Source organism: Nocardia arizonensis, assembly GCF_001310275.1.
In the GTDB taxonomy this organism is placed as follows: domain Bacteria; phylum Actinomycetota; class Actinomycetes; order Mycobacteriales; family Mycobacteriaceae; genus Nocardia; species Nocardia arizonensis.
The window spans coordinates 32,162-45,050 of the sequence record NZ_LGYZ01000124.1 but is presented as its reverse complement, the minus strand read 5'-3'; the positions used below and the strand labels follow the sequence as shown (position 1 = coordinate 45,050).

Below are 12,889 nucleotides of genomic sequence, written 5' to 3'. Positions count from 1 at the left end.
CTGGTTCCGCCCGCGGTGGTGACGGTGACCTGCACGGTCCCGGTCCCCGCCGGAGCGACGGCCGTGATCTGGGTCGCGGAGTTGACCGTGAACGAGGTGGCCGGTGTCGCACCGAAGTTCACCGCGGTGGCCCCGGTCAGATTGGTTCCGGTCAAGATGACCGTTGTGCCGCCGGCTGTCGGCCCGGAACTCGGTATCACCGTGGTGAGGGTGGGAACCGCGACGTAGGTGTAGGCGACGCCGTTGCTGGTTCCGCCCGCGGTGGTGACGGTGACCTGCACGGTCCCGGTCCCCGCGGGAGCGACGGCGGTGATCTGGGTGTTGGAGTTGACCGTGAACGAGGTCGCCGGTGTGCCACCGAAATTGACCGCGGTAACCCCTGTCAGACCCGACCCGGTCAGAATGACCGTCGTCCCGCCCGAGGTGGACCCCTGACCGGGGCTGACACCGGTCAACGCCGGAACCGCGAGATATGTGTAACCGACCCCATTGCTGGTTCCGCCGGAGGTGGTCACGGTCACCTGCACCGTGCCCGCTGATCCCGCCGGGGCGATGGCGGTGATCTGCGTGGGGGAATCGAGGGTGAAAGTTGTTGCGGTGGTACCAAAACGCACGGTCGTCGGACCGGTGAACCCGGTGCCCGTGATCGTGACACTGGTACCCCCGGTCGTGGGCCCCGAGGTCGGTGAGAGGGAAGTAATGGTAGGCATGGCGTCGCCTCCTAGTCAGCGATTGTTCTGTGCGGCCATCAGCCGAACGCAATACTGATAGCGATCCGCTCTTTCCATTCAGCTCCCGGGACGGGTCGCCGGGCAACGCCTACGCAGTCCGGTTTAGTCCGTTTTCGCCTGGCGACCGTCCCAATGAGAAACAGGCCAGTCAGTTTCTGCGGCAACGATTCTGTAGCGGCACCGGCCGTGCCGACAGCTGCCCAGTGGCGGTCGTGCCCCGGTCGTCGGCGAGGGATCGGTCCGTCAACTCGACACCGGAACCCGGCCACCAGCCACGGCCAAGGAACCGGGCACTTTCGGGCTCGCCCGAGTCGGTCCGGCGACTACGATCCCGGTCCGAAGGTGGCAGGCAGAAGTCGAAGATGCCCAGCGGCAACCGAATTCGGATCCTCCCAGGCTTCCGTTCCTTCGCTGTGGTCGGAGGTTGGCCGTAGGGTTGTGCGTCATGGCTGACCTGCGGCTGATCTACGTCGACGACTCCGGTTTCCAGGACACCGGCTGGATCGTCTACGGCTGGCTGGATTGCACTCACGAGGCGTGGCGGGCCTGTCTGCGCGACCTACTGGAGATGCGAAAAGAGCTGTATCTCAAGCACTCCGTGCCGGTATCCGAGGAACTGCACGCCACCAAGTACATCAACGGCCGCGCCCGGATCGTGCCCAACGCGCCAGCGGAGACCCAGTGGAAGACCCTCGGCCGTGAGGTCGCGGTGCACTGCCTCACGACACTGCGCGACTGCCCTCACATCACCGTCGGATCGGTCTACCGTCGCACCGACGCCCGCGGCAAGGCGTATTTCGAGGAGAAGGCAGCTACCTACGCGGCGCTCGTGCGCCGCTGGGACCGGAACCTCGCGAGCCGCGACGAGGTCGGCATCGTCAACATGGACGGCGACGGAACCGACAAGACCTATTTCGACGCGCACCGCGCCCTCGCGCTGAACACTCGCCATGTCATCGAGGACCCGCTGTTCCACGACTCCAAGCGCTCGCAACTGATACAAATGGCCGACCTTGTTGCCTGGACGACCTACGCGAGCCTGCACCAGCACAAGGGCAACCGCTTCGCGTGGAACTGGTACGACGACTACCTCGCCGCATCGGATGTCGACGGTCGGCCGACTGCGATCTGATGAGAACTCCGAATACAGCAAGACCCGCCTTGCCACATGTGTGGGGCGGGTCCGCGTACTCGATAATACACGTTCTACGTGCTTTGTGTGTGTGACCCTCGCATCAGTTCTGAATACCTGAACTACTGGCTCGAACGGCCTCAATGCGTCACTGTGACAGGACTCGCGCAGGGCAGGCGCATGCGCAACGCTCCCGCACCGCCACTCGCCACGGCCTCGACGGGCTGGGATTGCCGACGTGACCGCGGCTGCGATCGTGCTCGGCGCCACCACCGGCAAAGTATTGCCCGGGGTCGTGAGCACTCGTCCGACTGGGCTGAACCGGTAATGACGCAATGAACTACGCGGTTCGGCCAGGACTCGCTCCGATCTCGGCCCGATCACGGCATGTCGGTCGGAGGGAGTTCCGGGCGGGTCGCGTGGAAGGCTCAGGCATGCAGGGTGGGCCGATAGATGAGCTCCTGGATGTTTCGGTCGAGCGTCCGGCTCTCGAGCAGCTCGAGGTCGAAGTCGGCCGCACCTTGGAAAATCGGGTCATCACCGGTCCGCCCGGTGATCACGGGGAAAACCGTCACCTGGACGCGGTCGACCAAACCCGCGGCCATCAGCGCCCGGTTCATCGAAAGGCTGCCGTGCGAGCGCAACGGCACCTCCGATTCCTTCTTGAGCCGTGCGACCACATCGACAGCGTCACCGCTCACCACGGTCGCGTCGGGCCAGTCGAAAGGTTCGGTCAGCGTAGTCGACACCACCGTCGCCGGCAGGCTTCTCATCCTGGTCACCCACGGGTCACGCACCGACTCCTCGGCGCCCGAGGCAAGCAACTCCGTGAACACCCGATAAGTGTTGGCCCCGAAGACCATCCGCTGTTCCACCTCGTACAACCCCAGGCGGTGATCGAGCAGTTCCGGGCCTTGCTTGCCCCAGTAACCACCCCAGTCGCCGCCGTTGACCCCGCCGTAGCCGTCGAGGCTGGAAAAGACGTCGAAGGTATATGTCGCGGTCATACGCTCTCCTCTAGTGCGTCCATCGGATCTATGGATACAGACGGGAAACCGCCGCGAGACTCATCGCCGTTCGACTCCCGGAATCGGCCGTCCCCGTGCGGTCCGCGATTCGACCATGGTCAAGCACGGTCGGCTCGAGTCGATCGCCTCGCTCATCCGTCCCGCCGAGGCGCGTGGGCGAGGGCAAGGCTGTGGCCCGCCGGTTCTCATCGCCAGTAATACCGCCGCTGCGGAGCGAGTACTCTGGGAGCGATCTGCTATGGATGCCGAGGGGGACTTGTGGGGGAACTGCCGATCTTGTTGACCGCCAATTGGCTCGACTGGTATTACGCTCGCCATCAACGGGAGTGCGTTAAATCCGGCGTCCCGTTCGAGGATTATGTCGCCGCGGTGCTCGGGCGATTCCATGATGACTACCTGAATCCTGCGCCGACCGGCCGGTTCGGGGACGGCGGCTGTGACGGGCTCGCCGAATCGGGGAGTATCGCTTACGCCTGTTACGGGCAGCGGCCGGGGCGAGACGCGGAACGTGAGCTGGCCAACAAGATCGAGAAGGATTTCGCGCGGGCCTTCGACCAGTGGCCAAGTTTCCACACTTGGCGGTTCGTGACCAATGTTCCCGTGGGTCCGCTCGCGTCGAGAGTAGCGACAAAACTTCAGCGCACGCACGGTCCGCATTCAGGACGACCGCTGACAGTTCGGATATTCACCACGGAGAAGCTGTGGACCGACATCGTCTCGAAATTGGGTATGGAGGTCCTGAACGAGGTCTTCCCCGGAGCGCCCGGTGTCGCGAATGTGGAACTGGCCGATCTCATCCCCCTTCTCGACGCCCTGGGCACCGTGGGGCCGGTCGCCGCGCCGTTGGATGCCGTGCTGCCGGTCCCGGCGAACAAGATGGATTTCAACGAACTGGCCGATGCCAGTCGAGCGGAGTTCAATTACGGCCGATTGCTCGCTCCACAGATCGACCTGTGGTACGCGCAGGCATCGGAACCCGGGCTCCTCGATGCGCACGGTGAGCGGTTCCGTGGTCTGTACGAGCAAGCGCGCACGGTCACCGCAGACCCGGGGGAGATACTCGAGCGGCTGTATGTCGCGGTGGCCGGTCCGAATGTACGGATGGACGGCACGCGGGCCAACGCGGCCTTCGCGGTAGTGTCCTATTTCTTCGATTCCTGCCATATTTTCGAGGTGCCCCCCGGACCCCGGGGTGCGACGTCTGACGTGGAGGTGCCCGATGCTCTTGCCCACTAAAGGGATCGCACCCGAACGAGCCCTGATCACGGTGGGTTCGGAGTTGCTCGAAGAACTGCGTGAACCGCTGTCGGTCTCGATGCTCTGGGAGCGCTACACCGCTCGTCAAGGGATGTCGAAGAATTCGGGGCGGATCACTTTCGACTGGTTCTCGCTGGCGCTGGCCTCCCTATATGCGATGGGCATGATAGATGCGGCCGATGACGGCAGACTGAGGCGAGCTGATGTTCCTCGTTGAACTCGCTTCGTCGGATCGGCGGTTCAAGGAATTGCGATTCCACGCCGGGCTCAATATTCTCGTCGCGGACCGTACCGCCGCCTCGGAACAAGGCGAGAGTCGGAATAGCAGTGGCAAGACGAGTTTCGTCAAGATCCTGCGCTATCTTTTCGGCGGCGACCTGCCACCGGAGTTCCGAGCCCCCGAACTGTCGGAGCATCGCTTCACCGCGCGGCTCCGCCTGCCCGGACAGTCCTCGGATGAAGGTGACGATGTATCGGTTACCCGGGCTGTGTCCTCCGGGGGGAAGGTGCAGGTCCTCGGATGGTCGAAAACCAACGGTGACATCGATTTGCGCGTGGAGGACTGGAAGGAACTCCTGTCACGTCATGTATTCGGTATACCGACCGGGGTATCACGTCCGACGTCCGGCCAACTATGGGCCCAGCTGATCCGTACCCACTTCGGCAATCCGATAAAGGGACACCACGCGGAGTCCGATTGGGAATCGGGGGTCAAGCTCGGATTCATGTTGGGTATGTCCGCCGAGGTGCTCGGCCGGGCGGGCGAACTGGACAGACTGGCGAAACAGAGCAAGGCGATTCGCAAGGCAGTCCAGGAGGGCGCTCTCGCGCACCTTTCTCTCGACGAATCTGCACTGCGGGTCAGCCTGGCGACTGCGCGGAGACGCCGGGACCGCATGCGAGAAGATCTGCGTGCTTTCAAGGTCGATGATCGCTACGCCGAACACCAAAAGGAAGCCGACGAATTCAGCCGGGCGATTCGCAAACTCAACGAAGAGGGGCTGACGTTACAACGTCGTTTACGGGAGATCAGGGACACTCTCAGCGATGAGGTGTCCGATGTGCAGAAGGCGGATCTGACGGCGAAACTCGGCCGCGTGTACGCGGAGGTCGGTCTGGTACTTCCCGACGCGGTCACGCGGCGCTACGAGGATGTCGCGGCCTTCCACGAATCCGTTCTCCGCAACCGGCGGATATTTCTGGAAAGAGAACTCGCGGCGGTGCGATCACGCCTCGGTGACATAGATCAGGAACGCGGCACCCTGGATCGGCAGCGTGCACAGATCATGCAGCTGCTCGGCGAGACTGTCGCGCTCGATACGTTCTTGAGCGCGCAACGCGATCTCGCGCAACGTGAAGCGGAAGTCGCAGATATCGAGAGGCGACTCGACGCTGCCCAGTCGGTCAGCGCCATCGGCGATACGATCAAGCTGAAGACCGCCGAACTCGTCACGGCGGTTCGGGCCGAAACGCATGAACACGCAGACAAACTCGATGAATCGATCGCACTGTTCAGCGAACTCGGCGCGGAGATTTACAGCGACCGCGAAGCATCACTCCTCGTCTCTCCGACCTCCAAGGGAATCCTGTCTGTCGAGCCTCGAATCTCTGGTGACGCTAGTTCCGGTATCCGTAGCGTGGAGACTTTCATGCTCGATATGGTCTGCGCGGTGGCGGCCATGCGGGAGAATCGGGCGCCTCGAATCCTGGTACACGACAGTCATCTCTTCGACGCGATCGACGGACGACAAGTCGCGTCCTGCCTGAACATCGGTGCCAGGCTGGCCGAGGAGAAAGGTTTCCAGTACATTGTCAGCTTGAACTCCGATTTTCTGGCCCTTGTCGAATCGCAGAGTGACGGCCTCTTCGACTCGATGCCATATGTCCTGGAAACCCGCCTGACCGATGAAACCGACACGGGCGGACTCTTCGGTTTTCGCTTCGGATAGTGGGCCGGGTCACCGGATAACTCGTCCTGATCGACGCATACAGTTCATAACCGATTCGCTGGGCCGGACACCGTTGAACACCGGCATTTCCGCTATCCGCCATCGTCCGACCACACATCACCGCGCGCACACGAGATCGATCATGTGGCTGGGTTCGGCGCTGCGCACGAACACCTCGATTCGGTCACCGGAGGGCGGCAGATACGGGCGGTACTCCACGACCGCGAAGACATACGTCCACGCCCGCAGACGAATCGGATCGAGTAGTGGGTGCGCGGCGAGTTGCTCCAGGCGGTCGTCGATGGTGACCGGGCCGTCCTGAATCGCCACCCAGAGTGCGGCTTCCGCGTTGGGATCGCCCACCGCGCCCAGCGGATCGATGGTCTGCCAATGAACCTGCCCGCGGAGGATGTTCTTGGCTTGGAGGTCAGCGTGTAGAACGAATCGTGTTTGTGTGGTTTCGAGAAGTGTGTCCAGCACTTGCCCCGCCTCTGCCAGTCGGTCGGGCGCGCCGAAGCGGGTCATGGCTTCGGTGTAGCGCGGATCGACGAAACGTTCGCGCGCCCACCGCATTCGCATGGATGTCACGTCCGCGAGATCCCGAAGTTCACGCAGTTCGGGTAGCGCGGGACGGTTCAGCCGACTCAGTAGCTCACCGAACCGCTGTGATTCGACCCGTGACCCGATGGGCCACGCGATATCGCCCGGTTCGATTCTCGTCATCAGGTAGACACCACTGTCGGGATCTCGTTCGAGGATGGACGGTGTCGCACCGGTCGGCCCCCAACGTTCCAGCAGAAGCATTTCGGTGGTGCCCGATTGTTCGTCGACCGGGACCTTGAGGACAGCGGGTTTCCCCTCACATGTCGCGCAATACACGCAGCACGACATCGCGCCGCTGTCGGCGACGCGGTCGAGGTCGAGTTTCCAACGGTCGGCGTATCGGGTGAGTCGTTCGGGGAGTGCGGCGAGCCACGCCCGACCGTCCTGGTCACCTCTGAGGAAAATGATCGCCTTCTCGAGACGTTCGGGGATAGGAGGAGGAGCAGTCATTGGGTAGGCACCTCCGCGAGTCGGTTCACGAGCCGATCGATATCGGCATGGTCGTTGTAGATGTGTGTGGATATCCGTAGCAGAGTCCGGCCCGATGGCGCGGTCCCGACCCACACCCGCACGCCTGCCGGGCCGAGGGCAGCTTTCACATCGGCGACGGTCACGCGATCGAGGATGAACGATCGCATTCTCGGCGCCCGGTATTCCGGCGTCGCTGTGGAGGCCATCCCGAGTTCGGTCAGGGTCGACGATGCCGCGTCGGCGAGCGCCGCGCAGTTCTCCCAGTGTCCCGCGTCCCGCCATCGAGTCCATTGCCCGAATGCCGTCGAAACACACAATCGCGGAGCGGGATCGAAAGTACCGGGCCAAGAGAATCGCTCGATCAGGTTCGCCGCGCCCCATGTCAGCGACACTTCCGCGGGGCGAACGAGTTCGACCAGTCGCGGTGCGAGCCAGATGAATCCGATCGGCCGCGCGGTGGGCAACCATTTGTGGAGCGTGCCGAACGCGGCGACGACACCGTCATCCAGCGCGGGCGCAAGTTCGACATGTCCGGGCCCGTGTGCGGCGTCCAGTACGATCTGGCCCCCGCGATTTCTCACCCATTCCGACACAGCGCCGACCGGCAGGCGCAACGAGGCCGACGACGAGATGAGGCTCATCTGGAGATAGGTGACATCGGTGGTGACGTGAGCGTCCAGATCGGCCAAGAGCCGATCGACCCCGCGAAATGGGAGCGGAACCTCGAGTACCTGACACCGCGCACCGACTCGAGCGCACACGACCCTCCATGCCTCGACCACCGACGGGTACTCGGTGTCGAGCACGACCACCGTGTCCGTCGAACGCAGCGGCACCGATCCGATGACGGCTGCCGCACCGGATGTGGCATTCGCACAGAGTGTCGTTTGTCCGGCATCGACACCCAGGAATCTCGCGGTGTCCTCACCGCATCGGCGGAGCCGGCCCTGAAGCTCCACCCCGAGATATCTGGTCGGATCCGACTCGATGCGCAGGCGGACCGCCTCTGCTTCGGCAGCCACCTTTCGTGAAACGACCCCGTAGGAGGCGTGGTTGAACTGAAGCAACCCGGGCGCGAGGAGGAAATCCTCATAGCCGCACTGTTTCACGACGCGACACCACCGGTGCGCGGCGTCGCCCGCAGCTGCCGCAGACTCGGTACATCGAAGCGGAAGATGGCGTCTGCGGCATGCGCGTCCTGGGGGGCGACACGAAGTTCGGTGATGGCGAACCTCATTGGATCCCAGTCGCGCGTCCTGCCGTCCAGTGTGCGTAGGTGATCGGTGAGCCGCGCGCGACGTTCGGGGGACAGCAACTCCGTGAGGCAGACATCCCGCAGATGTGCGAGCAGACGTTCTCCGGCGAATAATCCGTGTACTGTTTCCAGTTCATGGATCTGACAGGCCAGTGTGGCTTCGGCCCGGCCCACCGAACCGGGGATCACGAGATCGAGATAGCGAGCGAAGGCCTCGGCGGAGTCCGCGTAGCGATGCTGAAGACCGTGCACTCTGCTCGAATCACGAAGGTGGGGTGGATTCTCGCTGGCGACCCCGCTGGTGCGTGACATACGAGCCAATTCGTCGAGCAAGTCCCGTGATCGGCCGAGTTCGAGACATGCCATGGTCTTCTTGCTCAACCAATGCAGCGCCTCGTACTCGGCATACGGGTGCCCCGTCGAACGGGCGGCTTCGATCGAACGAAGCAGCCAATCCTCGGCGTTCGCCGAATCGTAGGCGGCGAGGTGAGCGAGACCCCGGTGCCCGAATGCCCTGGAACGTACCCTTGCGTCGGCCGTGATGGACGCGACCGTGTCACACAGGGCGATGCACCGCGCGGTGTCCTGCACCGGACCGCACAGTGCGACCTCGGCCCGCAACATGGTCGCCTCGGCGAGGATCTCGTCCGCACCGGTGTGCGCGGCGACGAACTGCTCGAGCACTCGGACGGTTTCGTCCCAGCGGCCGGTCATGCGGAGGTTACGGGCCCACAGCAGTCGCACACGAGCCTCCTCGTCCGCCGGGACCGCCATCGACCCGAGATGGCCGAGCGCGGCGACACAGGCATCGGTGCCGCCAACGTGTTCGCCTTGGGCGGACAGGCATTCGGCCAGCAGTGCGGAGTTGCCGAACGATGGCGCGTGCTCGACCGCGACCCTGGCCAGTTCACACGCCTTGGACACCGCCCCAAGTGTGAACTGCCGACGCGCCGCGATCGATGCCAGCGCTCCGGCCTTGGCCGTGTCGCGCGCGGCCACCGCCACCGCGGCCGCCCGCACATGTGTCTCGTCGTCCCAATCCGGTTCGGACTCCAGAATCTCCAGCAGACGAGCGTGATGACGTCGCCACCTCGGCGCATTCGAAGCGCCTCGCTCACGCAGAATCTGGGCGAACAACGGATGGTGGATCAGATACCTGTCGTGGATTCCACGTGGCTCTGCCGGCCGGACCAGCCCGTGATCTTCGAACAGAACATGTAGACGCTCGTAGACGTCATCGATATCCATGCGCGCGAGTCGTGCGAGAAACTCGACCTCGAAGCTGTATCCGACGAGTGCCGCGATCTCGAGCAACCGCTGATCCGCGCCGTCGAGATAGGACAGCCGCTCCTCCAGGACAGCGGTGATCTGCCGCGGCGTCTGCCCTGTCACGTGGTCGCCCAACCGCACGAGCGATTCCGCGAACAAGGGATTTCCGGCGCTCAGCCGTACGATTTGCGACATGATGTGCGGCGCCACCGCGGCATCTCCCGCCGCCCTGCGGATCAACTGCTCGGTATCGGCGTTCGACAATCGCGGAAGGTCGATCAGCACCGTCTCGGGCCGATACCGACACAGCCGCAATACCGTGCGCTGCAACGGATGTGTCTGTTCGACCGAATGCAGATGGTCGGGACGGTACGCGAGGACCATGATGAGCGGCCCGTCGACGCGCAACGCCATCCTGGTCAACAGATCGATCGTCGCGGTGTCGGCCCAATGCAGATCGTCCAGCACGAGCAGAACGGGACCGGCGGACACCAGATCCTCGACGAGCCGAAGCAATTGATCCAGCCTGCTGTCGATTTCGGACGGTCCCCGCCCCGACGCCGCATATGCCTGACCGGTCCGCACCCCCGCGGCGAGCAGATGCCCCACCACCGGGACCGATTCGATCCAGTCCGGCGCGTGTTGACGAAACGACGACGCCACCCGCCCCAATCGCCCAGCCCCCGACCGTTCCGCCGACGATGTCAGCGACCGCAGACACTCCCGAATCGCTTGGAACGAATCGGAAGCCAGCGAATTCAACATCGCCTGCCCGTACCCCGACAGCAAACCGACCTCTCGGTGTCGCCGAACCGCCCGATATGCGAAATTCGCGAGCAGGCTCGTCTTACCGACCCCCGCCTCACCCCGCAGCACGAACACCGCGCTACGCCCGGATTCAACCGCCCTGTCGACATGCTCGAGCAACATCGCGAGCTCATCCGTACGGTCGACCAGCGCGGGTGGCTCAACGAACCGTGGCACACATCCCCCTACCGAAATCGGCTGTCCCTCCAAGGAATTCTAGGACTTCGTCCCCGCACGTGCGGAGAAGACAAGCGGTGTCGGACCTTCTCTCCGGAAGAACATCCCACACGCCCGGGGAGCACCGTTCACTTCGAATGGGCAGTCGCGGTGACCGCGCAGATCGCGACCGCGCTCTCCTACGCGCACGCGCTGCCGGTGGTCCACCGCGATCTCAAGCCCGACAATATCCTTGTCACGCCCAGCGGCACCGTGAAGATCATCGACTTCGGTATCGCCGCGCTGCTCACGGCAGGCGTCCCGAAGTCGACCGCGACGGGTGCGATTCTCGGTTCGGTGGCATATATGTCGCCGGAGCAGGCCATCGGCGCCAAGGCGACACCACACACCGACCTGTATGCGCTCGGCTGCATTCTCTACGAAATGTTGTGCGGCCACACGGTGTTCGATGGTGCGGCGCCGATCGTGCTGCATCATCACGCCGCGACCGCGCCCGTTCCGCCCCGCGAATTGCGTGCCGAGGTACCGGGTGAATTGGACCGGCTGGTCTTGGACCTGCTCGCCAAGGACCCCGAACAGCGACCAGGTGACGCCGCGGACGTGTACGAGCGACTGCTCCCGCTGCTGCCTCCACCGGGGTCGGCCGTCGGACCGAGCGATGGGCGCCTGTCGGGTGTGCCCGATCCGACCGTCATTTTTCGACGCCCCAACCCGCCTCTGCGTCCGGAGCGGATACCGCGCACAGCCCGATTCCAGGGCGCACTGCCCGCCACCGCTCCGATCAGCGACGAGGTGCTCGAGCAACGGTTGCGTCATCTGCTGGCCGAGTACCGTGACTTGGTCGGCGCGGGCCGCGCATTGCAGGCGGCCGATGTCCTCGGTGGCATCCTCGAGCCGGTGGGCCGTGCCTTCGGCACCGAAAGCCCGCGGGTACTGGAACTGCGGTTCGATATCGCGCTCGCGCGCTTCCTCGGTGGTGAATTCCGCAAGGCAAGAACGGAATTCGATGCGCTTGCCGCGGCCTGCGCGCGGGTGAAGGGTTTCGCCGACGAGCTGACGATCCAATGTCGCAAATTCGCCGCGGACTGCCGAGTCGAACTCGGCGAACTCACCGAAGCCTTGTCCGGCATGCGCGCGGTGCTGGATGACGTGCGCGCGACACAGAGTGACGGCAGCGAAATGGCGCTCGAGTTGAGGCTGGCTCTCGGGCGATTGCTCGCGCTCGTCGGTCATCGCATGGAGGCGCGCACCACGCTGAGCGAGTTGCACGAGGATCTACTGCTCGTGCGCGGATTCGAAGACCCGCTCACCCGGGAGGTCGCGGAAGCGCTGGAGCGGTTGATCGATGATGATCCGGCACCCGGTGAAGAGGAATTGTAGCCGGCAGCTGCAAGAGTGCGTCCATCGGATCTGTGGATACAGACGGGTAACCGCCGCGAGACTCATCGCCAGGGCATGTGCTGTAGGCACCAGGTGTTGCCGTACGGATCGGCGAAGTGGGCATACAGCACACCGCCGCCGACGTCCTCGATATCGCCGACCGAGACGCCTCGGTCGATCAGACCCGCACGAGCCGCCTCGATATCCGCGACCACCAGGTGCAGCCCACGCAGACCGCCGACAGTCGCGTTCGCCGCGGTCACGCCCTCGGACAGCAGGATCGAGCACGCCGAACCCGGCGGGGTCAGCTGGACGACCCGTACACCGGGCGCGGGGGAAACGTCCACGTCGAGCCGGAATCCGACCTGGTCGCGATAGAACGCCATCGCCTTGTCGATATCGGCCACAGGCACCGGTACGAGTTCCAGCAGCAGCGCGCCCGGCGGCACCGGCGGATCGTCCGGCCGCTTGGTGATCTGCGCGGGATCTGTCGGGACCTCGGTGACGTGCCCCGGGTGGTCGGCGGTCATGGACCGATCCTACCGACGGCAACCACGGTGGTGCGCACTCGTTTCGGGCCATTGCTCGAGTGGGCGAGACCAGCGGTGCGTCGTGATGTTTCGAGCTGACTACGGCAACGGCGTCTTGGGAGTCGCGTGCACGTCTCCGGGCCGCAGTAACCGCAGCAGGGGTGGAGGGAGTCGGAGTTTTGCGGCTGATGCCGTGATTGCCTCGCGGAGGTGGGGATACACCGCCATAACGCCGACTCGTTGAACGAATTCGGAGAGTAGCGAATCCGGGATCGTAATCGGTCGGCCGAAGTCGTATCG

General features: G+C 64.1%; 11 protein-coding genes. 5 read left to right on the top strand and 6 right to left on the bottom strand.

Translation table 11 applies throughout. The features are described 5' to 3' along the window. The coding region (locus tag APZ21_RS28835) for an IPT/TIG domain-containing protein (RefSeq protein WP_204249171.1) at positions 1-710 on the bottom strand (710 nt) is incomplete at its 3' end. A 466-nt stretch (positions 711-1,176) separates the two neighbouring features. On the opposite strand from APZ21_RS28835, the gene APZ21_RS28830 reads away from it, so the two are divergent. After that, the gene (locus APZ21_RS28830) at positions 1,177-1,863 is read left to right on the top strand and encodes a DUF3800 domain-containing protein (RefSeq protein WP_054816432.1); all 687 of its coding nucleotides are present in this window, start codon (positions 1,177-1,179) and stop codon (positions 1,861-1,863) included. A gap of 428 nt (positions 1,864-2,291) precedes the next feature. On the opposite strand, the gene APZ21_RS28825 is transcribed toward APZ21_RS28830, so the two are convergent. Next, entirely contained in the window at positions 2,292-2,870 is a 579-nt protein-coding gene (locus tag APZ21_RS28825) for a dihydrofolate reductase family protein (RefSeq protein WP_054816431.1), read from the bottom strand. A gap of 279 nt (positions 2,871-3,149) precedes the next feature. Here APZ21_RS28825 and APZ21_RS28820 point away from each other — a divergent pair, with 279 nt between their 5' ends. The 3 genes from APZ21_RS28820 to APZ21_RS28815 are packed head-to-tail and all read left to right on the top strand — an operon-like array spanning position 3,150 to position 6,097. Next, positions 3,150-4,127, top strand: a complete 978-nt coding sequence (locus APZ21_RS28820; protein ID WP_054816430.1) for an ABC-three component system protein — start codon at positions 3,150-3,152, stop codon at positions 4,125-4,127. Then, positions 4,111-4,365: an ABC-three component system middle component 6 gene (locus tag APZ21_RS34470; RefSeq protein ID WP_156371385.1), complete on the top strand. Its 255-nt coding sequence runs from the start codon at positions 4,111-4,113 to the stop codon at positions 4,363-4,365. The genes APZ21_RS28820 and APZ21_RS34470 overlap by 17 nt, the downstream gene beginning before the upstream one ends. Next, positions 4,352-6,097 carry an ABC-three component system protein gene (locus tag APZ21_RS28815; protein ID WP_054816429.1) on the top strand — a complete coding sequence of 582 codons (1,746 nt, stop codon included), beginning with the start codon at positions 4,352-4,354 and terminating at the stop codon, positions 6,095-6,097. Before APZ21_RS34470 ends, APZ21_RS28815 begins: the two co-directional genes overlap by 14 nt. A 117-nt stretch (positions 6,098-6,214) precedes the next feature. Here the strand turns inward: APZ21_RS28815 and APZ21_RS28810 are convergent, their stop codons facing one another. The 3 genes from APZ21_RS28810 to APZ21_RS28800 form a co-directional block, all read right to left on the bottom strand. Beyond that, on the bottom strand, positions 6,215-7,150 hold the full coding sequence (locus APZ21_RS28810) for an aminoglycoside phosphotransferase family protein (protein ID WP_054816428.1): 936 nt from the start codon (positions 7,148-7,150) through the stop codon (positions 6,215-6,217). Then, complete coding sequence (locus APZ21_RS28805) at positions 7,147-8,193, bottom strand: aminotransferase class V-fold PLP-dependent enzyme (protein ID WP_162240394.1); 1,047 nt, start codon at positions 8,191-8,193, stop codon at positions 7,147-7,149. Before APZ21_RS28805 ends, APZ21_RS28810 begins: the two co-directional genes overlap by 4 nt. A gap of 83 nt (positions 8,194-8,276) precedes the next feature. Then, a complete protein-coding gene (locus APZ21_RS28800) occupies positions 8,277-10,679 on the bottom strand; it encodes an ATP-binding protein (RefSeq protein ID WP_275426233.1) in 2,403 nt (800 codons plus the stop codon). On the opposite strand from APZ21_RS28800, the gene APZ21_RS28795 reads away from it, so the two are divergent. Further along, entirely contained in the window at positions 10,611-12,059 is a 1,449-nt protein-coding gene (locus APZ21_RS28795; RefSeq protein WP_082393539.1) for a protein kinase domain-containing protein, read from the top strand. The two genes, APZ21_RS28800 and APZ21_RS28795, sit on opposite strands and share 69 nt — an antisense overlap. Positions 12,060-12,121: 62 nt before the next feature. Here APZ21_RS28795 and APZ21_RS28790 read toward each other — a convergent pair whose 3' ends face one another. Continuing rightward, entirely contained in the window at positions 12,122-12,589 is a 468-nt protein-coding gene (locus APZ21_RS28790; protein WP_082393538.1) for a VOC family protein, read from the bottom strand. Between the last annotated feature and the right edge of the window lie 300 nt (positions 12,590-12,889).